The 24,698-nt window shown below is 64.8% G+C and carries 22 protein-coding genes; 12 read left to right on the top strand and 10 right to left on the bottom strand.

Features of this window, described 5'->3' with window-relative positions:
• Positions 1-103: 103 nt before the first annotated feature.
• Together BLV47_RS26760 and gcbA are read right to left on the bottom strand one after the other, a co-directional pair.
• Positions 104-2,065, bottom strand: coding sequence for a methyl-accepting chemotaxis protein (locus tag BLV47_RS26760; protein WP_092319244.1), 1,962 nt, complete (start codon positions 2,063-2,065; stop codon positions 104-106).
• Between the two features lie 53 nt (positions 2,066-2,118).
• On the bottom strand, positions 2,119-3,789 hold the full coding sequence (gene gcbA / locus BLV47_RS26765; RefSeq protein WP_092319246.1) for a diguanylate cyclase GcbA: 1,671 nt from the start codon (positions 3,787-3,789) through the stop codon (positions 2,119-2,121).
• A gap of 288 nt (positions 3,790-4,077) precedes the next feature.
• On the opposite strand from gcbA, the gene BLV47_RS26770 reads away from it, so the two are divergent.
• The 5 genes from BLV47_RS26770 to BLV47_RS26790 all read left to right on the top strand — a co-directional run bounded on the left by BLV47_RS26770 (position 4,078) and on the right by BLV47_RS26790 (position 9,379).
• Positions 4,078-5,145 (top strand): DUF2333 family protein, encoded by a 1,068-nt coding sequence (locus BLV47_RS26770; RefSeq protein ID WP_092319248.1) that lies wholly within the window; start codon positions 4,078-4,080, stop codon positions 5,143-5,145.
• A gap of 3 nt (positions 5,146-5,148) precedes the next feature.
• Positions 5,149-5,685, top strand: a complete 537-nt coding sequence (locus BLV47_RS26775; protein WP_092319250.1) for an NUDIX hydrolase — start codon at positions 5,149-5,151, stop codon at positions 5,683-5,685.
• Positions 5,686-5,883: 198 nt separating this feature from the next.
• Complete coding sequence (locus BLV47_RS26780) at positions 5,884-6,255, top strand: translation initiation factor Sui1 (protein ID WP_015634001.1); 372 nt, start codon at positions 5,884-5,886, stop codon at positions 6,253-6,255.
• A gap of 223 nt (positions 6,256-6,478) precedes the next feature.
• On the top strand, positions 6,479-8,392 hold the full coding sequence (gene speA, locus BLV47_RS26785) for an arginine decarboxylase (RefSeq protein WP_092319252.1): 1,914 nt from the start codon (positions 6,479-6,481) through the stop codon (positions 8,390-8,392).
• Positions 8,393-8,509: 117 nt separating this feature from the next.
• The gene (locus BLV47_RS26790; RefSeq protein ID WP_092319254.1) at positions 8,510-9,379 is read left to right on the top strand and encodes an alpha/beta hydrolase; all 870 of its coding nucleotides are present in this window, start codon (positions 8,510-8,512) and stop codon (positions 9,377-9,379) included.
• Here BLV47_RS26790 and BLV47_RS26795 read toward each other — a convergent pair.
• Positions 9,373-10,719 carry an MATE family efflux transporter gene (locus BLV47_RS26795; RefSeq protein WP_092319256.1) on the bottom strand — a complete coding sequence of 449 codons (1,347 nt, stop codon included), beginning with the start codon at positions 10,717-10,719 and terminating at the stop codon, positions 9,373-9,375. The two genes, BLV47_RS26790 and BLV47_RS26795, sit on opposite strands and share 7 nt — an antisense overlap.
• Before the next feature lie 67 nt (positions 10,720-10,786).
• Positions 10,787-11,080, bottom strand: a complete 294-nt coding sequence (locus tag BLV47_RS26800) for a hypothetical protein (protein WP_092319258.1) — start codon at positions 11,078-11,080, stop codon at positions 10,787-10,789.
• Between the two features lie 184 nt (positions 11,081-11,264).
• On the opposite strand from BLV47_RS26800, the gene BLV47_RS26805 reads away from it, so the two are divergent.
• From BLV47_RS26805 to BLV47_RS26825, 5 genes are all read left to right on the top strand, one after another.
• The gene (locus BLV47_RS26805) at positions 11,265-11,570 is read left to right on the top strand and encodes a MazG-like family protein (RefSeq protein WP_016967051.1); all 306 of its coding nucleotides are present in this window, start codon (positions 11,265-11,267) and stop codon (positions 11,568-11,570) included.
• Complete coding sequence (locus BLV47_RS26810) at positions 11,567-12,316, top strand: methyltransferase (RefSeq protein WP_092319260.1); 750 nt, start codon at positions 11,567-11,569, stop codon at positions 12,314-12,316. Before BLV47_RS26805 ends, BLV47_RS26810 begins: the two co-directional genes overlap by 4 nt.
• 11 nt (positions 12,317-12,327) lie before the next feature.
• On the top strand, positions 12,328-12,936 hold the full coding sequence (locus BLV47_RS26815; RefSeq protein ID WP_092319262.1) for a DUF4136 domain-containing protein: 609 nt from the start codon (positions 12,328-12,330) through the stop codon (positions 12,934-12,936).
• A gap of 36 nt (positions 12,937-12,972) precedes the next feature.
• On the top strand, positions 12,973-13,530 hold the full coding sequence (locus BLV47_RS26820; RefSeq protein WP_092319264.1) for a DUF4136 domain-containing protein: 558 nt from the start codon (positions 12,973-12,975) through the stop codon (positions 13,528-13,530).
• Between the two features lie 166 nt (positions 13,531-13,696).
• Positions 13,697-15,715 carry a pilus assembly protein TadG-related protein gene (locus tag BLV47_RS26825; protein WP_092319266.1) on the top strand — a complete coding sequence of 673 codons (2,019 nt, stop codon included), beginning with the start codon at positions 13,697-13,699 and terminating at the stop codon, positions 15,713-15,715.
• Here BLV47_RS26825 and BLV47_RS26830 read toward each other — a convergent pair.
• Both BLV47_RS26830 and BLV47_RS26835 read right to left on the bottom strand, forming a co-directional pair.
• The gene (locus tag BLV47_RS26830) at positions 15,700-18,465 is read right to left on the bottom strand and encodes a PAS domain-containing sensor histidine kinase (RefSeq protein WP_092319268.1); all 2,766 of its coding nucleotides are present in this window, start codon (positions 18,463-18,465) and stop codon (positions 15,700-15,702) included. The genes BLV47_RS26825 and BLV47_RS26830 overlap by 16 nt on opposite strands.
• Positions 18,462-18,911 carry a TadE/TadG family type IV pilus assembly protein gene (locus BLV47_RS26835; protein WP_092319272.1) on the bottom strand — a complete coding sequence of 150 codons (450 nt, stop codon included), beginning with the start codon at positions 18,909-18,911 and terminating at the stop codon, positions 18,462-18,464. The genes BLV47_RS26830 and BLV47_RS26835 overlap by 4 nt, the downstream gene beginning before the upstream one ends.
• Before the next feature lie 73 nt (positions 18,912-18,984).
• On the opposite strand from BLV47_RS26835, the gene BLV47_RS26840 reads away from it, so the two are divergent.
• Positions 18,985-19,455 carry an A24 family peptidase gene (locus BLV47_RS26840; RefSeq protein WP_092319274.1) on the top strand — a complete coding sequence of 157 codons (471 nt, stop codon included), beginning with the start codon at positions 18,985-18,987 and terminating at the stop codon, positions 19,453-19,455.
• A gap of 125 nt (positions 19,456-19,580) precedes the next feature.
• On the top strand, positions 19,581-20,372 hold the full coding sequence (locus BLV47_RS26845; RefSeq protein WP_092319276.1) for a response regulator transcription factor: 792 nt from the start codon (positions 19,581-19,583) through the stop codon (positions 20,370-20,372).
• A gap of 58 nt (positions 20,373-20,430) precedes the next feature.
• On the opposite strand, the gene BLV47_RS26850 is transcribed toward BLV47_RS26845, so the two are convergent.
• From BLV47_RS26850 to BLV47_RS26865, 4 genes are read right to left on the bottom strand one after another with little or no spacing between them, the layout of a single operon-like run.
• A complete protein-coding gene (locus tag BLV47_RS26850; RefSeq protein WP_092319278.1) occupies positions 20,431-21,315 on the bottom strand; it encodes a type II secretion system F family protein in 885 nt (294 codons plus the stop codon).
• A 1-nt stretch (position 21,316) separates the two neighbouring features.
• Positions 21,317-22,198, bottom strand: coding sequence for a type II secretion system F family protein (locus tag BLV47_RS26855; protein WP_092319280.1), 882 nt, complete (start codon positions 22,196-22,198; stop codon positions 21,317-21,319).
• Positions 22,199-22,214: 16 nt separating this feature from the next.
• Positions 22,215-23,489 carry a TadA family conjugal transfer-associated ATPase gene (locus BLV47_RS26860; protein WP_092319282.1) on the bottom strand — a complete coding sequence of 425 codons (1,275 nt, stop codon included), beginning with the start codon at positions 23,487-23,489 and terminating at the stop codon, positions 22,215-22,217.
• Entirely contained in the window at positions 23,486-24,673 is a 1,188-nt protein-coding gene (locus BLV47_RS26865; protein ID WP_092319284.1) for a CpaE/TadZ family protein, read from the bottom strand. The genes BLV47_RS26860 and BLV47_RS26865 overlap by 4 nt, the downstream gene beginning before the upstream one ends.
• Between the last annotated feature and the right edge of the window lie 25 nt (positions 24,674-24,698).

Genomic DNA, 24,698 nt, shown 5'->3' on the forward strand with positions numbered 1-24,698 from the left:
GGGGCGGCCGTTGTGATCTTGCGCCATGAGCCGCAATGTCCCCCAGCGCAGAAGGCCGGCGGGACCTGGTCCGGTTGGCAGCGACGCGGGGCGCGAAACCGGCTCAGACGCGGAAGGCTTGCACCGCAGTGTGCAGTTGACCACCCAGGTCCAGCAGGTTCTCGCCCTGGGCCCGGCCTTCGCCGATACGCAGCAGGTTGTCGCCGCCCAGTTGATGGATGCGTTCGCTGTGGTCGCGGATCTCGCTGACCGCGCCGCTTTGCTGGGCGGTGACATCGGCGATGCGCACTGCCGTGTCGGCGATGGTCTGGATCGCTCCGACGATTTCATCCAGCGCGCCGTCGGCGGCCTGGGCCTGGCTGGCGGTGGCTTCGGCGTGTTCCACCTGGGCACGCATGCCTTGCACCGATTGCTGCGCGGCGCTTTGCAGGCCGGCGATCAGGGTCTGGATCTCTGCCGTGGCACCGGCGGTGCGCTGGGCCAGGGAGCGCACCTCTTCGGCGACCACGGCGAAGCCGCGGCCCATCTCTCCGGCGCGGGCAGCTTCGATGGCGGCGTTGAGGGCCAGCAGGTTGGTCTGTTCGGCGATGGAGCGGATCACCGTCAGTACGCCGCCGATGGTGGCCGATTCCTGGGCCAGATGCTCGATCATCTGCGCGTTGCCCTGGACTTCCCCTACAAGGGCATGCAGGCCGGTGAGGCTCAGGCCGATGACTTTCTGTCCCTGTTGCACCGCGAGGCCGGCGCTGCGGCTGGCATCGGCGGCCTGGCTGGCGTCGCCGGCGACCTGCTGGATGGTGGCTTCCAGCTCCCCCAGGGCATCGCGGATCTGCGCGGTGTCGCCGGCCTGGCGCTCGGCCCCGCTGTGCAGGCCGCTGCTGAGGTCGGCCAGGGCGCGGCTGCTGCCGGCCACTTGCTCGGCGTTCTGGCGGATGGTGCCCACCAGGTCGACCAGGTAGGCGCGTAGACGGTTCAGGGACTCTTCGATGGCGTGCAGTTCGCGGTTGGTCTTGCCCAGTTGGATCGGTCGGCTGAAGTCGCCTTCGGCCCAGGTCGACAGTGCCGGGGCCAGGTTGGTCAGGACCCTGGCGAGCTTGCGCTGCAAGGTGTCGATGACCAGGGCGATCAGCAGGATCAGGGCGATCATCAGCCCCTGCATCAAGCGCACTTCGCCCTGGATCTGCCCGTGCTGGGCCCGTACCGCTGGCTCCAGCTCGGCAATGGCCTGGCGCACGGCGGTGATTTTCAGCAGGGTGGCGGCGGCGAGCTCGGCGCGTTTCTGGATCTGTTCGCGGGTGCGCTCAAGTTCTGCCGGGTAGCGGTTGAGCAGGCTGTTGAGCTCGCGTTTGAGGCTGATGCCGGCGTCTTCGGCGGCGGCTTTCTGGGTGTTTTCCAGGCCCATCATGGCGGCGAAATCATCGGTGCCGGAGTCACTACTGGCAGCCACGCCCAATAAAGGCAGGGCTTCAAGCCGGTCGGCCTGGGCACGGATGCTGTTGAGTTCGCGTTCGACATCGGCGGCCAGTTCGCTGCGGCCGCTGCTCACCAGCTTGTCGCGGGCCAGGGAGAGTTTGCCCAGATGCTGTGAGGCGCTGAGCAATAACGGCAGGTAATGGGCCGCGTCCGGGCTCTTGGCTCCGCTGGCGTACTGGCTGAGCTGCTCCAGGTTGGCCCCCAGTTCGCGCTCGGCCTGCAACAGCAGCGCCTGAGGATCGCCTGCCAGTTTGCCGGCCGCCAGCAGGTCGCTCTTGCTGAAGGTGTCGAGGCTGGCCAGGCTCGGGCGCAGGCTCTGCGCCAGCGGCGCTGGCAGTTCGCCAAGCTCGCCCTGCAGGGATTCCAGGGCCTGGGTCGCGCCGCTCAGGCGCAGGGCATCGCCGCTGGCCAGGTAGTCTTCGATATTGCGTGCCACTTGATTCTGAAACTGCTGGGACAGCCCCAGGTAACGCTCCATCAATAGATAGGGGCGTTCCAGGGCCCGTTGCGACCACCACAGCGTTGCCCCCAGGGCAAGGCAAACGGCAACGAGCAACAGGGTATTGAGATTGGTCAGCAGCTTCAGGCGCATCGGGGCTCTACCAACGGCGAAAATGGTAAGCGCCTGAATTTATTGCGTTTGTATTACAAGGTTATGACCGAATCAGTGGATTCGGATGAAAAGGTGGCACTTTGACTTGATTGCCGCGCGGCCTGTACCCGGTTGCGGCCACCGTGCTTGGCGCGGTACAGGGCTTCGTCGGCCTGGCTGGCCATCATCAGGCTGTCGGAGTCTTCCTGCATCTCCACCACCCCCGCGCTGAAGGTGCACCACAGGTCCTGGGGTTGGGCCGGGTAGTGGATCTCGGCAAAGCGCTGGCGGATTTCATCGAGCACCTTGCAGGCGGCTTCCTGATCGGTATCGGGCATGACGATGGCGAATTCCTCGCCGCCGTAGCGGCCGATGAAATCGGTCTTGCGCAGGCGCTGCTTGAGGAACAGCGCCAGGCTCTTGATCACCCGGTCGCCCATGGGATGGCCGTGGCTGTCGTTGACCCGCTTGAAGTGGTCGATATCGAGCATGGCGAAGCTCAGCGGCTTGTTCTCGCGGCGGGCGCGGAAGCTGCAGTCTTCCAGCAGTTGCAGGATATGGGTGTGGTTGTACAGGCCGGTGAGGCTGTCGCGGACCATCCGCGCCTTGAGGTTGCGCGCCCGGGCCGCGCGGTTGCGCACGGTGGTGATCAGGTGCCGCGGCTTGATCGGCTTGGTCAGGAAGTCGTCGCCGCCTTCGCTCATGGCGTCCAGTTGCTTGTCCAGGTCGTCTTCGGCGGACAGGTAGATGATCGGCACGCTGACGTAGCGGTCGTTGTGGCGGATCACCTTGGCCAGTTCGGTGCCGGTGCAGGCCGGCATGTACATGTCGAGGATGATCAGGTCCGGCTGGAAGTCCGCCAGCTCGGCCATGGCCTGGATCGGCTCGATCAGGGTGCGGGTGACGATCCCGGCGCTGTTGAGCAGGCGTTCGGTGTGCAGCGCCTGGGCCCGGGAGTCATCGATGATCAGCACTTTATAGGGTTCGTACTGGGCCACGCAGGTCAGTACTTCGATCTTCTCCAGCAGGCTGGAGGCTTCCAGGGTGCCGGTGAGGAACTCCTGGCCACCGGCGCGCACGGCGGCCAGGCGGGTCGGGGTATCGGTTTCATGCAGGCTGAAGAACAGCAGCGGCAGTTTCTGCTCCAGGCCGACCTGGGCCTCGGCCGCCAGGGTCAGGCCCATGCCGGGGCCGCAAAAGTCGACATCGATGACGATCGCGGCCGGCAGGCGTTCGACCATGGATGAGCGAAAGGCCGCAATGCTGTCCAGGGACTGGGCGCTGAGGCCGAAGAATTCCAGCTGCTTGGCCAGGCGTTCGGCGCGGTCGTGGTCCTGCAGCATGACGTAGATCGGCTTGCGCAAAGGCGGCAGGAAGGTCTGTTCCAGCTGGTCGCCGTGTCGCAGGCCGGTGCGCGACAGGCGCTGCATCAGGCGGTTGAGATCGGTGATCAGGGTGCTGCTCAGGCGGCCGCGATTGGCATCCACCGCCTCAAGAGACTGGCTGATGCTGCGGGCCAGTTGAGTGTGTTCGGGCTGCTCGAAACGTTCGGCGAAGCGCAGCAGGCGCAGGTTGGCCTCGCACAGTTCGGACATGTCGCTGGTGGACCATTCACTGCGTTGCAGACGCTGCCATATCTCAAGAATCTGACGTGCCTGATGAATTACCCGCTGGGCAAAGTGGTGCTTGAGGCGCTCACGGCTGGGGTCTTCTGGCTCGGTCATATCCTGACTACTAGTTAGGGTGCATGCTGAGATCGACTGGTGGCTCTATGCTAGCACCACTTTTGCGTCCCATGAGTGTCGTGCGTCAATAATGTGCGAGGCGCGGCCATTCAGTTCCTGACCGTCTGGTCGCATAGGCTCGGGACTGTGCTTCATTTATAGTGATCGCCTGATTCGCAATCATTGCGCGGCGCGCATTTGCCGGAAGATTTATCCCGTCAAGGCAAGGCACGATGGAGTAGGGTTGTGGTCGAACCGATGAACCCAAGTGATTGAAAGGACATAGCCATGCTGGATTGGAAGAATCGCGCAGGCAGCGCGCCGGAGCGTGCTGCCGAACCCAAGTCGGCGACACGCAGCTATTTTGGTGGCCTGCTGTTCAGTCGCGCCCTGGCCACCTTGCTGGGCCTGTATCTGTTGGTGACCGGTGGCCTGGGTTGGTACTGGAGCCAGGAGCCGGCGCTGTTTCCGGTCCAGCAGAATGCCCAGATTGCCGCCGAGAAGGCCGGCCGGCAGATGGTGGTGGGCTACACCACCGTGGAAACCCTCAAGACCGTGGCCGGCACCTTGCTCGACAAACCGGGTGGCTACATCTCCAACGACCGTTTTCCGCCGGGCTTGTGGATGGACAACATGCCGAGCTGGGAATACGGCGTGCTGGTCCAGGTTCGCGACCTGACCCGCGCCCTGCGCAAGGACTTCGCCCGCTCCCAGTCCCAGTCCGCCGAGGATGCCGACCTGGCCAAGGCCGAGCCGCGCTTCAACTTCGACAACAAGAGCTGGGTGCTGCCGTCCAGCGAGTCGGAATATCAGGATGGCATCAACTCCCTGAGCCGCTATCAGGCGCGCCTGTCCGATCCGAACCAGAAGACCGCGCAGTTCTATGCCCGTGCCGACAACCTGAACAACTGGCTGGGTGACGTGGGGACGCGCCTGGGTTCGCTGTCTCAGCGCCTGTCGGCCAGTGTTGGTCGCGTCAAGCTCAACACTGCCCTGAAAACCGAAGTGGTCGCTCCCGGCCAGGTTCCTCAGGTCGATGAAGAGCTTGAGGAAACCCCATGGATGCAGATCGACAACGTGTTCTACGAAGCCCGTGGCCAGGCCTGGGCCCTGTCCCATCTGCTGCGCGCCATCGAAGTGGACTTTGCCGACGTGCTGGCGAAGAAGAACGCTACCGTCAGCGTGCGCCAGATCATCCGTGAACTGGAGGCCTCCCAGGAGCCGGTCTGGAGCCCGATGATCCTCAATGGCAGCGGCTTCGGCGTGTTGGCCAACCACTCGCTGGTGATGGCCAACTATATTTCCCGGGCCAACGCGGCGGTCATCGACTTGCGCCAACTGCTCAATCAAGGCTGATCCATGGTTGCGACCACCAATGAGGCGGCCCATCGCGCCGCCTCCGATGCTGAAGAGATTGCCTGGGTCGATGGCGAAGACCAGCTGCTGGGTGCCATGGTCCGTTCCGAGCTGCGCGAGCGCGGCCTGATTGGCCGTGGCACCTACATCATGCTGTTCAATTCCGCCGGTGAGCTGTGCGTGCATCGGCGCACCCTGAGCAAGGCCATCTACCCGGGCTACTGGGATGTCGCCGCCGGCGGCATGGTCCTGGCGACGGAAAGCTATGCCGAGTCCGCCGCTCGGGAGCTGGAAGAGGAACTGGGGGTAAGCGGAGTCGAGTTGACCGCCCACGATCACTTTTTCTTCGAGGACACCGGCAATCGTCTCTGGTGTTCGGCGTTCTCTGCCGTGTGGGACGGTCCGCTGCGCCTGCAGCCGGAAGAAGTCCTCGAAGCGCACTTCATTCCCCTGGACCAGGTGCTGCGGGAAATCCATGAAAAGCCCTATTGCCCGGACTCCCTGGCCGCCTTGCAACGCTATCTGGCGCGCCGTCGTTAAAGTTGCATAAATTGACGCTGATTGGCTCTTAGCAACCGGGCTTTTTGCCGTTACACTGCGCGCCTTTTCAAGCTGAACCGGAGGCGCTTGTTGCAAGCGCGCCGACTCAGTAGCGCTGCCCCTGCCTGAGTGGGGCTTCGCGGTCGATGGCACCGCCATGTGCTTCGACCAGTCTTTGTCCTCCCAAGAGGATTGCCGGTGGCCAAAAAAGCCGCATCCTTCGCCGCCCTTGGTGGCCTGGTGTTTTCCACCGACGCAGGTCGACATTGCCCGGACTGTAGCCAGCCGGTGGCCGCCTGTATCTGCAAACAAACCGTTATTCCGGCCGGCGACGGCATTGCTCGCGTGCGTCGCGAAAGCAAGGGCCGTGGCGGCAAGACGGTGACCACCATCACCGGCGTGCCCCTGGCCGAAGACGCCCTCAAGGAACTGGCGACCACCTTGAAGAAGCGCTGTGGCACCGGTGGCGCGCTGAAAGACGGCGTCATTGAAATCCAGGGCGACCATGTCGAGCTACTCTTGGCCGAACTGGTCAAGCACGGTTTCAAGGCGAAGAAGTCCGGCGGCTAGCAGCCTCTGTGAAAACCACCTCTGACTGGACCCGGTCTTGATTCGCTCAGGACGCTGGCGTCGTCTCCCATGGTTTTCACAGAGCCTGTTCATGAACGGTTTCTAAACTCGGCACGGCAGGCGCGGTCTATTGCGCTTGCAGGCTAATCGTCATTTTCATTCTTTAGACTGCGCCGACCCCGGATTGGGGCGGCGCTCTATGACTTCTTTATAGGGGACTTCGATGTCCGTACGACGCACACGTAAAGACGATGGCAGCCAATGGACAGTTGCGGACAGCCGCAGTGTCTACGGGATTCGCCATTGGGGGGCCGGGTATTTCGCGATCAATGACGCCGGTCGCGTCGAAGTTCGCCCGAACGGCCCGAGCAGCTTGCCCATCGATCTGTTCGAGCAGGTCGACGAACTGCGCAAGAGCGGTTTGTCCCTGCCGTTGCTGGTGCGTTTTCCGGACATTCTCCAGGACCGCGTGCGTCAGCTGACCGGCGCCTTCGACGCCAACATCGCGCGCCTGGAATACCAGAGCAAGTACACCGCGCTGTACCCGATCAAGGTCAACCAGCAGGAAGCGGTGATCGAGAACATCATCGCCACCCAGAACGTCTCCATTGGCCTGGAAGCCGGTTCCAAGCCGGAGCTGCTGGCGGTCCTGGCCCTGGCGCCGAAAGGCGGCACCATCGTCTGCAACGGCTACAAGGATCGCGAGTTCATCCGCCTGGCGCTGATGGGCCAGAAGCTCGGCCACAACGTGTTCATCGTCATCGAGAAAGAGTCCGAAGTGGGCCTGGTGATCGAGGAAGCCGCCTCGCTCAAGGTCAAGCCACAGGTGGGCCTGCGGGTGCGCCTGTCGTCCCTGGCGTCGAGCAAGTGGGCCGACACCGGCGGCGAGAAATCCAAGTTCGGCCTGTCGGCAGCACAGTTGCTGTCGGTGGTGGAGCGCTTCCGCGCCGCCGGCCTGGACCAGGGCATCCGCCTGCTGCACTTCCACATGGGCTCGCAGATCGCCAACCTGGCGGACTACCAGCACGGTTTCAAGGAAGCCATCCGCTACTACGGCGAACTGCGCAACCTCGGCTTGCCGGTGGATCACATCGACGTCGGCGGCGGCCTGGGCGTGGACTACGACGGCACCCACTCGCGCAACGCCAGTTCGATCAACTACGACATGGACGACTACGCCGGCGTGGTGGTGGGCATGCTCAAGGAATTCTGCGACGCGCAGAGCCTGCCGCACCCGCACATCTTCTCCGAGAGCGGCCGTTCCCTGACCGCCCACCACGCCATGCTGGTGGTGCAGGTGACCGACGTCGAGAAGCACAACGACGACGTGCCGAAGATCGACAACAAGGAAGAGCTGCCGGAAACCGTGCAATGGCTGGTTGACCTGCTGGGTCCGACCGACATCGAGATGGTCACCGAAACCTACTGGCGCGCCACGCACTACATGAGCGACGTCGCCGCCCAGTACGCCGATGGCAAGCTGACCCTGGCCGAGAAAGCCCTGGCCGAGCAGTGCTACTTCGCCGTGTGCCGTCGCCTGCACAACTCGTTGAAGGCGCGTCAGCGTTCCCACCGCCAGGTGCTGGACGAACTCAACGACAAGCTGGCGGACAAGTACATCTGCAACTTCTCGGTATTCCAGAGCCTGCCGGACACCTGGGCCATCGGCCAGGTGCTGCCGATCCTGCCGCTGCACCGTCTGGATGAAGAGCCGCTGCGTCGCGCGGTGCTGCAAGACCTGACCTGCGACTCCGACGGAAAGATCAAGCAATACGTCGACGAGCAGAGCATCGAGACCAGCCTGCCGGTGCACGGCCTCAACGAGGGCGAGGACTACCTGCTGGGGATCTTCCTGGTGGGTGCCTACCAGGAAATCCTCGGCGACATGCACAACCTGTTCGGCGACACCGACTCGGTGAACATCTACCAGCGGGCCAACGGCAGCGTGTACCACGCCGGGATCGAGACTCACGACACCATCGAGGACATGCTGCGCTACGTGCACTTGTCGCCAGAGGAGTTGATGACTCACTACCGCGACAAAGTGGCCAGCGCCAAGATCAGCACCGCCGAGCGCACCCAGTTCCTCGACGCACTGCGCCTGGGCCTGACCCGCTCGTCCTACCTGTCGTCCTGAGGCTCAGCGCCACCCCTGAAAACCCACCGCATGCGGTGGGTTTTTTTTGCCTGCGATTCAACCTTTGCAGCTAGCCTGAACACAGTTGTCCGTGGTGGCCGAGACAAAGGGGGAGCGATGAGCGATACAACCCATGGCACGTGGCGCCTGTTGTGTGGCGCCCTGGTGCTGAGCCTGCTGGCGGCCTGTTCGCCGCTCAAGCTGCTCAACTCCCTGACTCCCGGCAGCACCTTCATCAAGACCCGGGACATTGCCTACGGCAGCGATCCGCGGCAGAAGCTGGATGTCTATCAGCCTCGGCAGGCGGCTCCTGGGGCGCCGGTGGTGGTGTTCTTCCACGGTGGCAGCTGGAACAGCGGCTCACGTTCGGACTACGACTTTGTCGGCGAGGCCCTGGCCTCCCGGGGCATGGTGGCGGTGCTGGCGGACTACCGGCTGTATCCGCAGGTGCGTTACCCGGCCTTTCTCGAAGACGCGGCCCGCGCCGTGGCCTGGACTCATGAACATATCGGCGAGTTTGGCGCCGACCCGCGGCGGCTGTATCTGATGGGGCACAGTTCCGGTGCCTACAACGCGGCCATGCTCGCCCTGGACTCGCGCTTGCTGGGGCAAGTCGGGCTGACGCCACAGATCATCAAGGGCTGGATCGGCCTGGCCGGGCCCTATGACTTTCTACCCATTCGCAACCTGGAGGTGCGCCCGGTGTTTTTCTACCCCGATTCGCCACCGGACTCGCAACCGATCAATCACGTCAGCCAGGGCGCGCCGCCGGCACTGTTGATTGCTTCCAACGAGGATTCCCTGGTCAACCCGCAGCGCAATACCGGAGGCCTGGCCAACAAACTGCGAGCGGCGGGGGTGCCGGTGCAGGAGTTCTATTTCTCCCGCACCAATCACGCCACCCTGGTGGCCGCCTTGTCCCGCCCTTTGCGCGGACTGGCCCCGGTGCTGGAGCGGGTCAGCGGTTTTGTCGAAGCCACTCAGTGAGCCCCGGCGAACCAGCCGTCGCGTCGCTCCAGCTGCCAGGCGAAGGCGCCCAGGGTCAGGCTGCGCAGGAGCATGAACAGCAGGAAGCTCAGCCACAGGCCGTGGTTGCCCAGGCCTTGCAGGGCCCAGGCAAAGGGCAGCAGCAGGAGCACGGTGAGGAGCATGCCGTTGCGCATTTCCCGGGCCCGGGTGGCGCCGATGAACAGGCCATCGAGCAAGTAGCTCCAGACCGCGATCAAGGGCAGCACGGCGAGGTAGGGCAGGTAGGTGAAAGCGGTCTGGCGCACGTCGGCGATGTCGGTCTGCATTTCGATGAACAGGTGGCCACCGAGCAGGAACAGCGTGGCAAAACCCAGGCTGGCCAGCAGCGACCAGCCCCCGGCCACCACCAGCGAGCGGCGCAGGGCCTGGCGGTCATGGGCGCCGATGGCGTGGCCGCACAGGGCTTCCACCGCGTGGGCCAGGCCGTCCAGGGCGTGGGCAGTGAGCAACAGACCATTGAGCAGCAGGGCATTGGCCGCCACCGTGGCATCGCCCAGGCGCGCGCCCTGGACGGTGATCAGGAAAAACACCGATTGCAGGGCCAGGCTGCGGATGAAGATGTCGCGATTCACCGCCAGCAGCGGGCGCCAGCTCTGCCAGCGGCGCAGGGCGGCCCAGGCGATCTGTCCCGGGTAGGCGCGCAGGGCCGGCCGGGTCATGGCCAGGCCGATCAGTGCGCCGGTCCATTCGGCCACCACCGAGGCCCGCGCCGAACCCACCACGCCCCAGTCCAGTCCGAGGACGAACCACAGGTTGAGGGCGATGTTCACCAGGTTGGTGCTGAGCAGGATGCTCAGCGGTGCCCGGGCGTTCTGCGTACCGAGGAACCAGCCCACCAGGGCGAAGCTGGCCAGGGCCGCGGGCAGGCCCAGCAGGCGGGTGTGGAAAAATGCCCGGGTCATCTGGTCCAGGTCCGCCGAGGGTTGCATCAGGTGCAGGGCCGCGCCGCTCAGCGGCACGCCAATCGCCCCCAGCAGCAGTGCCAGGCCCAGGGCCAGCAGCAGGCCCTGGAGCAGGATCTGGCGCAGCGCCGCACCGTCGCCGCGTCCGGCGGCCTGGGCGGCGAAACCGGTGGCGCCCATGCGCAGGAAGCCCATGGCCCAGGCCAGAAAGGTATAGAGGCTGGCGCCGACTGCCACCGCACCCAGTTGATGGGCGTGGGGCAAGTGGCCGATGACGGTGCTGTCCACCAGGGCCACCAGTGGCACGGAAATGTTCGACAGGATCATCGGCGCGGCCAGGGCCCAGACGCGGCGATGGGTGGGGCGATGACGCCAATCGGTGATCAGGGGGGACATGCGGGCTCCTTGCGAGAGCCGGCATTGTAGCCCCGGCGCCGGGATGCGCCGAGGGTTTAGCGCCGCGTCAGTGGATGATCCAGCTCAGCAGCCAGAGGCCCAGCACCAGCCAGATGATGCCGAGGATGATCGAGGCGCGCATGAAGGCGCGGATCGCCCAGTAGAGGAACATCAGGCCGATGATCAGGCCGATGATGCTGACGATCGAAGTATCCATGCCCAGGGCCCGGGCCAGCCCATCGACGAAGTTGCCGCCAGCGTGGGTCAGGCTGCTGAACAACCCGCTGAGCAGGTCGACGATGAAACGGATGACCGAACCGATGGCCTGGCCAAGCCATTCGAAGAAGCTTTCTACCTGCATGGATGCGTCCTGATCAAAGATGGGGCCTGAGCTGAGCCTTGGGCCATGGATGCCCGTGGCGAGTTCCCTGCCAAGCATAGAAGCTGCTAGGGCGGGCACATTCTGTAGGAGCCGGCTTGCCGGCGAAAGCGCTCTTGCGTCCCACGCCCATCCCCCGGAAGCTATACCCCTTCAGGAGACCCCGATGAACCTAGAGCAACTGACCCAACGCCTGCATGCCATCCGTGACCGCAACGACTGGCGGCAATTTCACAGCCCGAAGAACCTGGCCATGGCCGCCAGCGTCGAGATGGCCGAACTGGTGGAAATCTTCCAGTGGCTGACCGAGGACCAGTCCCGGCAACTGCCGGCTGACAAGCTGGCCCATGCCGGCCAGGAAGTGGGCGACATCGTCCTCTACCTGCTGTTGCTGTGCAGCGAATTGGGGCTGGACATGGACCAGGTGGTGCGCAGCAAGCTGGCGGACAGCGAACGGCGGTTCTGCTCATGAGCGATCGGCATTTCGACCAGTTGGCGACCCGTTTCGCCGAGAAGATCTATGGCGGCGCCAAGGGCGCGATCCGTCTCGCGGTGCTGCAGGCCGACCTCAAGGAAAGCCTGCCCGAGCGACCGTTGCGGGTACTGGATATCGGCGCGGGGCTGGGGCACATGTCCCTGTGGCTGGCCGAACACGGGCACCAGGTGACCCTGGCCGAACCCGCCGCGCCGATGCTTGAAGGCGCCCGCCAGCGCTTTGCCGAGGCCGGGCAACAGGCGACCTTCATCCAGGCGCCCTGGCAGGAACTGCTGGGGCAACTGACCGAGCCCTACGACCTGGTGCTCTGCCATGCAGTGCTGGAATGGCTGGCCGAGCCCCACGCAATCCTGCCGGTGCTGCACCAGTTGACCCGCGTCGATGGCTGGCTGTCCCTGGCCTTCTACAACCGCGATGCGCTGGTCTACCGCAACCTGCTCAAGGGTCACTTCCGCAAGATGCGCAAGAACCACATGGCCGGTGAAAAGCAGAGCCTGACTCCGCAACAACCGCTTGATCCGCGCGAGCTGGCGGCGCAACTTGATGGCCTGTGGCGAGTCGAAACCCGGAGCGGAGTGCGGGTTTTCCACGATTACATGCCGGTGGAGTTCCAGGCTCGGGCCGAGCTGACGGATCTGCTGGAAATGGAACTGGCTCACCGCCGACACCCAAGTTTCGCCGGCCTTGGGCGTTATCTGCATTGGCTGTGCCGGCCGGTCTAACGGAGTGCGCAATGAAACGCCGCCTGGGTCTGATCTTCCTGTGTTCGGGGCTTGCCGCCTGTCAGGGCAGCAACCCCTACGTCGCCAGTAGCAAACCGCTGCCGCCGGCGCCGCCGCAAGCGGCCAATACCTTCGATCGCAGCGCCTACCCGGCGGCGCCGCGCGATTATGGACGCTACCGCAACTGGGCCTGGCTCAATGGGCGCCTGCCCAACGGCTCGGCCTGGGCCGATTCGGCGCAGATTGCCGAGGCGGTGAGCAACGCGCTGGACCAGCAGGGATTGCGTCCGGTGCATGACAAGCGGCCGGCGGACCTGTGGGTCAGTGCCGACCTGCACCTGGAGAAGCGCTTGCGCCAGGTCCAGGACGACTACGGCTATGGCGGCTACGGCGGTTATAACCGTTATGGCCCGGGCTACGGCATGTACGGCAGCGTGCCGGTGGTGCGCACCTACGAGGTCGAAGTGGTGGTGGTTCGGGTCAATCTGTATGACGGCGCCAGCGGCCAGCCGGTATGGAGCGCCAGCGCCGAAACCAGCAGCCGTGGCAGCCTCAGCGAGCGAGCCGATGCCTTGCGTGAGGCGGTGCAAAAGGCAATGGCGGCCTATCCTCCCAGTTAGGGCCATCGGTGGTTGTTCTTGAATCGGAGAAACAGCATGTTCCATCGAATCGCGTTACTGGTCTGTGCCGCCTTGCTCAGCGCCTGTGCCGCCAACCAGGTCAATCATGATTTCGACGCCAGCCGGGACTTTGGCGCCTACCGCAGCTGGAGCTGGAAAGAACCCGCCCTGCAATACCGCCCCGATGATCCGCGGATCAAGAGCGACCTGACCGAGCAGCGCATCCGCCAGGCCGTGGCCGAGCAACTGGACCAGCGTGGCCTGCGCCCGGTGCAGGGCGCAGCCCGGGCCGATCTCAAGGTCCAGGCCTACCTGATCGTCGAGGACCGTCAGCAGCAGGTCACCACCAACTACGGTGGCGGTTGGGGCGGCCCGTGGAATGGCTACTGGGGCGGGCCGATGTACAACGAGACGCGCAACATCACCTACAAGGTGGCGACCATCCAGATCGACCTGCTGGACGGCCAGGACGGCAAGCTGGTCTGGCGCGGCAGCGACGAGCAGTTGCTCAGCAGCTCGCCGAGCCCGGTGGATCGCAGCGCCGCGGTGCGTAATACGGTGATGCGTATCCTGCAGAACTACCCGCCGCACTAGGGGCTTGAGCCCAGCGCGATTCACGCCTCGACAGTGACTGACGGCACAGCCCTGTGCCGCCAGTCAGGCGAGCTGGCACCTTGCCAGCGACGGTCCGGCCTTTGACTACACTGCTGTGCATCGATGGAGTGCGCGCTCGGCTGCGAACCGGGAAAGGAGTGCCCCGATGTCTTCCCTGAAGCGTTTTACCGGCCCGCGTCGCCAGCGCGGAGCCATTGGTCTGATGGCTGCCGTGACCCTGGGACTGGCGCTGTTGCTGATGCTCGTGGTGGTGGACAGCGGCCGGCTGTACATGGAACAGCGCAAGTTGCAGCGAGTCGCCGACAACGCCGCCCTGGAGGCGGTGAGCCGGGGCGGCAACTGCCAGGCCGGCCTCAGCGCCGCGACCTATGCTGGACAGAGCGCGACCCGCAATGGTTTTACCGTCGACGCCGGCAGTACCCTGACCACCGCGTGCGGCTCCCTGACCACCGAGGCCAACAGCCTGCGTACATTCAATGCCGACCCGACGCAATCGGCGGCGGTGCGGGTCGTGGCGACTCACACGGTGCCCATCAGCGTGGCGTCGGGAATCGGGGCGCTGTTCACCCCGGGGCCGATCAACCTCAACACCCAGCTCAGCGCCACGGCGGTTGCCGCCGCGCCCACTCCGCCGCGGGCGCAACTGAGCATTCGCAGCACGCTGGTCACCGTCAACAGCGCCAACTCGCCACTGCTCAATGCCCTGGTGGGCAACATGCTGGGCGGCAGCCTCAACATCAGCGCCGTGGGCTGGAATGGCCTGCTCAACAGCGACATCAACCTGCTGCGCTACCTCGACCAGTTGGCCATCGATCTGGGGGTTGCCGCGGGCAACTACAGCGAGCTGCTCAACACTCAGGCCAGCCTGACCCGGCTGATCCAGACCGCCGCCACGGTGGTCCAGGCCAATGGCGCGACGGCCGATGTGCTGGCGGCCCTGGGGGCCTTGCAAGTGGCGGTGAGCAGCCAGATACCGCAGCTCAAGCTGGGGGACATCCTCAAGCTGCAGAGCGGTGCGGCGAGCACCGCCCTGGACGCCAATCTGCAACTCTTTCAGTTGATGCAAGCGATGATCCAGCTGGCCAACAGCAAGAGCGCGGTGGCGGCGGTGGTGCCGGCCAACCTGCTGGGCCTGGCCAATGTCACCATCAAGGTCAAGGTCATAGAGCCGCCGCAGTTCTCGGCGGTCGGCGACCCCCGGCTGGCGATCCTCGAACCGAAGGGTGCCAACGGTATCTATGTACAAACGGCCCAGGTGCGCACCCTGGTGTCGGTCAACCTGAGCGGATTGTCCGGGATCACCGGCATGACCAACGCCCTGTTGGGCCTGGTGAGTTCGCTGACGCCGACCCTCAACAGTGTCCTGAGCCTGGACCTGGCGGCCACCATCAACTCCGTCGGTTGCCTGCTGGGCGCCGGCTGCCAGCAGGTCGATCCCGAGGTGCTGCCCACGGCGCGCATCGACATCAACCTGGAGCTGGGGGGCGCCAAGGCCTACGTCACCAACTACAGCTGCCCGACGGACAATGCCGGCAGCAAAAGCCTCACGGTGCACAGCGAGTCGTCACTGGCCGATATCAAGATAGGGCAGATCGATCCCAGTACCGTCTTCTCCTCGTCGACGGAACCGGTGGTGACGCCGGTGCCGATCGTCGACCTGGGCATCTGGACCTGCCACAAGATCCTCGGCATCGGCAGTTGCGGACCGGCGCGGACGGCGTTCGCCGCCGGCGGCATCGGGCTCAAGGTCGACAGTGCGCTGGGGCGCAGCCAGACCGGGCCCAATGTCGGGCGCGACCTACTGTACGCCAGCAGCACGCCGCCGTTTCCCACGCCGCCCAACGTCAATCAGGCGCCGAGCTACCAGAACGCGGCACCGACCAACAATCTGGTCAATAGCCTGTCGGGCGCTATTGCCGGGATCAGCCTGGAGGTTTACCAGCCGGTCAATGCCAATCTGCTGGGCTCGCTGGTGGCGGGGGCAGGTGGCCTGATCAATGGGGTGACCAGCCTGATCATGCCGCTGATCAGCAACCTCTTGAGCCCCTTGCTCGATCCGCTGCTCAACAGCCTGCTGGCGACCCTCGGCATCAACCTGATGGACGTCGAGGTCGGCGCCAACCTGACCTGCGGCCAGACCGGCCGGGCCTACCTGGTGATCTGATCCGCGTGGGCAATCGGCAGTTCGATGCAGAAGCGCGCGCCGTCCGCGCCGTTGCTGACGCTCAGGCGGCCGCCCATGTTCTCGACGATGCCGTAGCTCACCGAAAGCCCGAGCCCGGTGCCGACCCCCGCCGGCTTGGTGGTGAAGAAGGGTTCGAAGATCCGCTCCAGCAGGCGCGGGTCGATACCGCCGCCATTGTCCTCGACCCACAGGCGTACCCGCTGTTCGTCGCGCTGGCCATGCACGGCAATCCAGGGCTTGAAGTCAGGCCGCTGCGCTTGGCCCAGCAGCGCGTCCCGGGCATTGACCATGAGGTTGATCAGCACCTGCTCCAACTGGTCGACGAAGCCCAGCACCTGCACCTCGAACCCCAGCTCGCTGATGCGCAGTTCGATCCCTTTGCCGCGCATGCCTTCGGCCAGCAGGGACAGGGTGCCCTCGATGGCCTGGGCCGGGTTGAAGGGCTGCTGCTCCACCTCCGAACGTCGGCCGAACACCCGCATGTGATCCACCACCCGGGCGGCCCGCTGCACCTGGGTGTCGATGCGATGCAGTTTGTCAGTGAGGTAGTCGACCTGGACTTCGCCGCTGTTCAGGCGCTTGAGCACATTGACGATGGCCATGCGCATCACGTTGAGCGGCTGATTGATTTCGTGGGCCAGGCCGGTGGCCATTTCCCCCAGGGTGGCCATTTTCGCGCTTTGCATGAGCTGCAACTGGGCACGCCGGACTTCGGTGTTGTCGCGGCCCACGGCCTGGATCTCCAGCAACTGTCCCTGCTCATCGAAGACCCCGCGGTCGGACCAGACCCACCAGGCGTGTTCACGCCCCGGCAACTGCAGGCAGATCTCGGCGGTGCTGAGGGGAAACTCCGGGCTCAGTCGTTGGATCCGCCGCTCGAAACCCTCGCGCTGTTCGGCGGACAGCCATTGCCCAAGATTGCTCCCCGGCAGCTCTTCGGCGGTGCATTCCAGGTAAGCCGCCAGCGGCCGGTTGCCGAAGGTCAGGGTCAGGTCCGGGCGGTAGCGGCAAATCATCGCCGGTGAGTCTTCCACCAGGATCCGGTAGCGTTCCTCGCTCTGGCGCATCTGTTCGGCGGCCAGGGTCGCCTCGGTGACGTCCAGCCACAGGCCGACGGCTTCCACCGGCAGCCCCAGGTCGTCGCGCAGCAGCTTGGCTTCATCCATGACCCAATGGAAAACCCCATGGCGGTCGCGCAGGCGGTAGCGGGCGTGGACGCTGCCTTCGCGCAACAACTGGCGGCAGCGCTGGAAATACAGGTCCTGGTCCTCGGGGTGCACCCAGTCCGCCAGGCTGGCTGCGGAGCAGTCTTCCAGGCTCCAGCCCAGCAGCGGTTGCAGGCTGGCGCTGAAAAAGCTCGGTTGCAGAGCGCCTTCCACGTAGCGCTGGACGTAGATCACCGCCGGTGAGCTGGCAATCAGATTGTCCAGGCGCGCATGGGCCGCAGCCGCCTGTTGCTGCTGGTTCTTGATATCGCTGATGTCCAGCATGAAGCCCAGGAACCGCTGTTGTTCCCCTCGTCCCAGGGACTGGCCCTGCAAGCGGTACCAGCGTGGTGGCAGGCTCGGGTCAGGCCCGGGCAGGCGCACGCAGAGCAGCAGCGGCTTGCCCAGGGTCAGGGCGTGCAGGCGGCTGGCCAGTTCGCTGCGGTCGGCAGGGTGAATCAGCTCCAGCCAGTCCTGGACCGGCAGCCTGCTGTGGGAGTCGGGCAACTGCAGACTGGCGACCAACTGACTGGCCAGCTGGATTTCGGCAGTCTCCGGGCACAACTCCCACCAGCCGGCGCCCAGCAAGCCCTGCAGTGCCTCCAGGCGTTCCAGATGCAGGTGGTTGTGTTGTTCGCGCAAGCGGCCGAGCAAGGGCTCGGCCAGGGCGGCAGTGAGCATCAGCCAGTCGCGTTCCAGCAGGTGCGGCGCCTGCTGCTGCACCGCGTAGCAGCCGCACAGCAACCAGGCGGCGACACCGTGAGCGTCCCGATAGGGCACCAGGAAGCCTTCGCGATGACCGAAGATCCCCTGCAGGCGCGGGTGTTCATTCAGGCCCTGGATGTGATTCAGGTGCAGCGGGGCATTGCCGCTCAGGCTGTCCAGGCCGTTGCCCAGGACCTGGCCGTCTTGCCACAGCCGGGGGGCATCGTGGGCGTGGTAGCCGCTGTGCAGCACCCAGGTTTGTTCCTCGTCGTCGAGCAAGGCCAGGCCCACGCAAGGGATGTGGCTGTAGCGGGCCAGGTCGGCGAGTTGATCGTGCAGCACGTCCGGCAGCCGGCTCAGGGTGCACAGGCGGATCTGCTCGTTGATCTGCGTGGCGAAGATCTGCCATTGCTCCCGGCTCAGGGCCTGCTGGCGCTGTTGGACCAGGTCGCCGATATCCAGCAGTTGCAGCAGCCACTGGCTGCCACAGCTCTGGACCCAGCCGCGCAGGTGCAGGGTCTTGCCACCCAGTCCGCGCAGGTCCAGATCCAGCACCTGTGCGCTCCAGTCGGCGGGGTGCCCCTCCAGGGCCAGGGCGCAGCCGGGCAGGGCGTAGTCCAGCAGGTGGTGGGGCTGGTCCGAGGGCGGCAACTGTGCCAGGGCATGGCGCAGCGGTCCGCTGCTGGTGAGGATCCGGCCCTTGGGGTCGAGCACCAGTTGCAGGCCGACCGCCTGGGCCGGCAGCTGGGCCTGGGGTTCGTCGGCGGGCTCTGGCTGGCGGCCCAGCAGGCGCCCGAGCAGCTTGTCGCTGGAGTTCAAAATTGCACGCTCGAGAGGGCGGACAGGGTCGTGGGCAAGTTGGGGACCGGGCCTACCACCGGCAACACCAGGCGCGGTAGCACCTGGGTGAGCTTCGCGGTGGGGTAGTCGATCCGCACGGTGAGCACGCCATTGGTGTACACCGCGCTGTAGTCGGTGGCGGCGAAGTTGAAGAGGGACGGAATCCACAGGGTCTGGGCCTGCACCACGCTGTTGGCCAGGTTCTGCACCGTGGTGGCGTAGTTGGCGCTGTTGGGGTCGACTGCCATGGCGCGGCGCACGGCCTCGGCGGTGGCCTGGTTGAAGGACTGCATCATCAACAGCGGCAGGCTGTAGCTGACCAGACCGTAGAAAACCGCGAAGAAGATCACGAACACCGCCGCGAACTCGATTGCTGCAGCGCCCTTTTGCTTGCTGGGGTGCTTGCTGGGGAGGCCCGGTTTCATGAGTGCGTCTACCCTGACAGTCACTGTGTCCAATGAGCATAGAATCAATCCGCTAAAAGGAGCTTTGCAGCTGATGCATTTCTGGCTTTTGTGGATCTGGCTGGCGCTCTGCGCGGTACAGGATCTGCGTCAACGGCATATCGCCAACACCTTGACATTGGGCGCCGCGCTGCTGGCCAGCGGCTACTTGCTGTGGACTGGCAGCACCTGGTTGGGCGCTGCGGCTGCCCAGGGCGGCTGGGCCTTGTTGCTGGCCCTGCTGCTCACCCTGCCGGGGTATGCCATGGGGCGGATGGGGGCGGGGGACGTCAAATTGATGGCCGCCCTGGGATTGGCCAGCGATCCCGAGCATCTGCTGGGGGCCTTTATTGGCGCCGGGTTCTGCAGCCTGCTGTGGCTGCTGATTGTTCCCAGGCTCCGCGCCGCGCCAGAACAAGGGCTTGAACCGCAAGGGGAGACATCCGTCACGGGGCTGTCAAAAAAATACCCATTCGCGCCCTTTGTCCTGGCTGGAATGGTCTTAACTGTGAGCGTGATCCACTAGTCGCCTGGCCGATTAATGCTATGTACATAGTCGGAAAGTAGGTCTAGGTTTTATGTCGTGGCTGCCCGGATCCTGCGGGCAGGACAGGAGTGGTCAATCGGCGATTGGCCCGCACGGAGTCGCACGTGAACAAACTTACCTCCCAGATGAAAGTGCTCGTGGTTGATGATCAGCCGCTTATTGTCGAAGAGCTTTGCGAGTTTCTCGAAAACAGCGGTTACCGTTGTGTTCCTTGCGAGTCCGCCCGCCAGGCGGTGGACTGCTTCAACAGGGACCCGGACATTTCCCTGGTGCTCTGCGACCTGCACATGCCCGATATGGACGGGATCCAACTGGTGCAGGAACTGCAGCGCCTCGCCGGCAGGCAGCGGGTGTTCGAAGCCATCATGCTCACCGGGCAGTCCGACAAGCAGGACGTGATCAAGGCCATGCGTGCCGGCATCGCCGATTACTACCAGAAACCCATCGACCTGGATGAGCTCCTCGAAGGCCTGCAACGTCAGGAAGTCGCCTTGCAGGAGCGGCAGAAGAACCTGCATCTGGGGCATCTGAACCAGAAGCTGCAGTTTCTTTCCGAATCCATCGACGACCTGTACCAGGATCTGGACAAGGTCCGGCGCAAGCCAGCCGCCAGCCGCGCCGAGGAGTCCCTGGACGAGGGTAGTAGCGACGCGGACCCGATCGAGGTGCCGGCGATCTTCAACCAGCTGTCGCCACGCCAGCTGGATGTGGCGCGACTGGTAGGCAAGGGGCAGACCAACTACCAGATCGCCTGTGAACTGGGGATCACCGAAAACACCGTCAAGCTCTATGTTTCCCAGGTCCTGCGGCTGACCCACATGCACAACCGCACGCAACTGGCCCTGGCTTTGTCGCCGAGCAACTCGGGACTGCGCCAGCGAGTCACCGCCCACTGAAGTTGTCGGCATTGCGGCGGCGAGCCACTCGCCGCCGGCGGTGGTACTCCTTCCCTGTTCAGTAGGCAAACGCCCGGGCAATGGCGGTGAAGCCGGGCCCGGCGAGCACGATCAACAGGGCGGGAAACAGAAACAGCATCATCACCACCGACATCTTGGCCGACATTTTCGAGATGTATTCCTGCAAGCGGGTCAGGCGCCGGTCGTCGAGCAACTGCTTGAGCGCCTGCAGGGATTTCATCGCCCCGCCGCCCTGCAGGATCAGTTGCTGGAGAATCACACAGGTGTCGGTGAACTCGTCCACCGCCAGCAGGGTCGCGGTCTGATTGAGTTCCTGACCCAGTTCCAGGCCTGAATCCACCCGTGCCAGGATCAGGCGCAGTTCGTGGGTCAGCTCCGGCAGCAGTTTCCCGGCTTCGTTGCTCAGGACCCGCAGCGCCTGCTCCACCGCCATGCCCGACTCGAACAGGATGCGCAGCAAGGGAATGAAGGTGGAGATCTCCAGGGCGATATGTTTTTGCCGGCGTTGGGCGGCGTAGGCCAAGACCCGCTTGGGCAGCAGGTAGCCGGCGCCGGCCGCGAGCATCGGTGTCAGCCAGTGGCTCTGGGCTTCGGGAAACGCCACCTCTTGAATGAAGAGCACCAGGCACACCGCCAGCAGCGGAGTGCCGATCTGGCAGGCCGCAAACAGCGAACGCTGCGCGGCGCGACGCCAGCCCAGGCGATTGAGCAGGGTCTGGGTTTCGCTGTCCATGTTCACCGCGCGTTGGCCGAAACGACTGTCGCCCAGCAGTCGCAGCCAACTGCCCAGGCGATTGTCGCGGCTCATGTGGCCCTGCAGCCGCTGGGCTATCTGGCGCTCACGTCGACGTTGCGTCAGCAGACCGTTGCTGAGCAGTAGCAATGCCCCGAGAAACAGCAGCGCAGCAGCCAGCAGAAGCATTTCAGATACTCCTCAACATGCGCCACAGGGCCAGGCACCCGAAGATCTGCAGGCACACCGCGGTGATCAGCATGGCCTGGCCGGAAGGGTCGTGCCACATGCCCAGCATGTAGCCCGGATTGGTGAGCATGAAGTAGCTCACCAGCAGCAGCGGCAGGCTGCCCAGGACCCAGGCCGTCATGCGGGTTTCCCCGGTCATTGCGCGTAACTGCCGGGCCCCTTGTTCGCGCTCGCGAATCAGCTTGATCAGGTTTTCCAGCAACTCGCTGGCGTTGCCGCCGTAGCGGTGATTGACCTTCAGGCCCAGGGCGAACATGCGCAGCTCATCCTGTTCGTAGAACTCGGCGAAATCACTGACCGCGTCCGGCAGGTTGACCCCCAACTGCACGTTGCGCTGGATGCGTCCCATGGCTTGCTTGAGCGGATCGTTGCTGGCCTCGATGGCGCCCAGCACCGCATCCGCCAGGGTGCGTCCGGACTTCAGGCTGCGCACGCTGTGGTCCAGCAGCGCGGGCAGTTGTTCGATCATGCGCTTGAGCCGGCGCTGATACAGCCAGGCCACGGACAGGCGCAGCAACAGCGGCGGCACCAGCACGCAAGCCAGCAAGCCAAACCAGTCTCCCAACAGGTAACCCAGCAATGCCAGTACCGCCCAGATGGCCAGCCACAGGCCCAGGCGCTCAGTGGGCTGGCCCAGGCCGGCGCGGGCGAAGGCCTGCTCCAGGCCGGTCCATGAACGGCGCTGCGGGTTGCGCTCGGGTTGTCCCTGAGCCAGGCGGTTGAGCACCCGCTCGCGCTCGGTCTTGCGCACGCCGTGGTAGAACAGCCACCCGGAAAGCCCCAGTAGCAACAGGCAGATCAAGGTCAGCAGCAGGCCGATCATGGGCCACCTCGACGGTTCAGTTGATGCCCAGTCCGCTTTCGCGGCGCAGTTTGTCGCCCGCCGGGTTCAGCGCCTCGCGCTCGAAGCCCAGGCCGTTGCGGCGGTTCAGGCGAAACAGGGTATTGGTGACGTAGATGTCATCGCGGATGCCCACCACCTCCACCACTTCACTGACGCAGCGGCGGCCGTCGGGCAGGCGGGTCAGTTGGATCACAACGTCCAGGGCCGCGCAGATCATCTGCCGCAGGGTGCGTTCGGCCACCTGGCGCCCGGTCAGGCCCACCAGGGTTTCCAGGCGCAGCAGGGCGTCCTGAGCGTTGTTGGCGTGCACCGTACTCATGGAGCCGTCGTGGCCGGTGTTCATGGCCGTCAGGACATCCAGCACTTCGACGCCGCGGATCTCGCCGAGGATGATCCGGTCCGGGCGCATTCGCAGGGCGTTGCGGATCAGGTCGCTGGCCTTGACCTCTCCGTGTCCTTCGGCATTGGGCGGACGGGTTTCCAGGCGCACCACGTGGGGATGTCCCAACTGCAGCTCGGCCACGTCTTCGATGGTGACCAGGCGCTCATAGGGGTTGATCAACTGGCTGAGAATGTTCAGCAGGGTGGTCTTGCCGGTGCCGGTGCCGCCGCTGATGAGAATGTTGCAACGCTTGCCCACGGCGTCCTGAAGGAATTCGAAGATCGCCAGGTCGATGGTCTGCGTGGCGATCAGGTCGCTGCTCTTGAGCATGTCTTTGCGGAACTTGCGAATGGACAGGCAGGGGCCGTCCAGGGCGATGGGGGGAATGATCGCGTTGACCCGGCTGCCGTCGGGCAGGCGCGCATCGACCATGGGCGAGGATTCGTCGAGGCGTCGGCCCAGGGGCGCGAGAATCCGTTGCATGACCCGCTCCACGTGGTGTGCGTCGATAAAACGCAAGTCGCTCTGGTGCAGCACCCCTTCGCGTTCGACGAACACCCGGTGCGGGCCGTTGACCAGAATTTCGGTGACGGCCTGATCGCGCAACAAGACTTCCAGGGGGCCGAAGCCGGTGAGCTCATCGACGATTTCCTCGGCCAGCCGCTCCATTTCATAGCGGGAGATCGCCAGGTGCATGCGTGCGATGTACTCCGCCACCTTGTCGGTGACGAACTGCGAGAGGTTCTGCCGGGAACTCTCCAGCAGGTTTCTGCCCGACTCTTCGATGGCATCGATGATGTAGCGATGCAGCACCAGTTTCAGGCCTTCGTGGTCGCTGTTGCCCGTCACCGTGCGGTTCGAGGCGCCGAAGAGTTTTTCTCCGCTCATTTGCCCCCCATGATTCGATTGAGCCAGCCGCCCTTGGGCTGAGGCAGGCCCTGGGAACGCTTGGCCAGCCGCTCGCCCAGGGTTTTCAGGCTTTGCGTCAGGGCTTCGCGGGGGGCCATTTCAAACAGGGTCACGCCCTGGTTCTTGGCATTCAGGCGCACTTCCGGGCTGTAGGCCAGCACTGCGATCACTTCCAGGCCGAAGGTCTTGCCCAGGGTTTCCGAGTCCGGCGCGACGGCTTTCAGGTAGCGGTCCACCAGCAGGCGTGCGTGATCGAGTTTCAGGCCCTTTTCGCGCCAGTGGTTGAGCACCGCGAGGTTGCGCCGACAGTCGAGGACGTTCTGGTCGGTGCACCAGATCAGCTTGTCGCAATGGCTGACAAAGGTGCGCAGCGCCTCGCTGTCCGGCTGCCCCACCAGGTTCACCACGATGTGCTGGAAGTGCTGGCGCAGGGCACTGAGCAACATGTACAGCTCGGCGGCGCTGGTGTGCTCCAGAGGCTCGTCGTGGGGAGCGTAGGCGAGAATCCGCAAGCCGGCCTCGGCACTGGTGAAGGCGCTGTCGATCAGGGTCGCATCCAGACGCCGCAGGTGACGCAGGGCATCGCCGAAGTGGAAGGAACTCTCCAGTCCCAGCAAGGCCAGGCTGTCGCCCCGAGGCAGGCCGAGGTCCAGCAGCAGGGTCTGCTGGCCACTCTTTTGCACCACCAGGGCCATGTGTCCGGCCAGCAGGGCGCCGTCACCGTCGGCCTGGACCCCGTAGAGCACGGTCAGGCCCCCCAGCTGGGTATTGGGGGTGACCGCCGGCAGGCGTTTGCTCAAGCGCCGCACCAGCCCGGCGACTTCGCTGGAGCGTGAGCCGTAGGCGACGAAATCCCGGGCTCCGGCGCGCATCGCGTTGAGTACCAGCTGATTGTCCATGCCGTCGCCGAGGGCAACGATCGCCAGCATCGGCTTGGCTTCCAGGGCGCCTTCGATCAGCGCGGCCTGGGCCACCACGTGCTCGCGGTCGAGGCCGACGAACACCAGGTTGGCGAAGGTCACGTCCACCAGCGCCAGCAGTTCGTCGAGACTGCCGTCGGCGCCCACCACCTGGCCCAGGGGGGCGAGGGCGCCTTGCAGCCACTCGAGGTCGGTGCTGTTGCGGGTAATGGCAAGAAAGGTCTGATTCAGGCTTTGACTCATGGTGATAGCCCGCTGCGCATGTCGA

Source organism: Pseudomonas saponiphila (genome assembly GCF_900105185.1).
GTDB classification, from domain to species: Bacteria; Pseudomonadota; Gammaproteobacteria; order Pseudomonadales; family Pseudomonadaceae; genus Aquipseudomonas; species Aquipseudomonas saponiphila.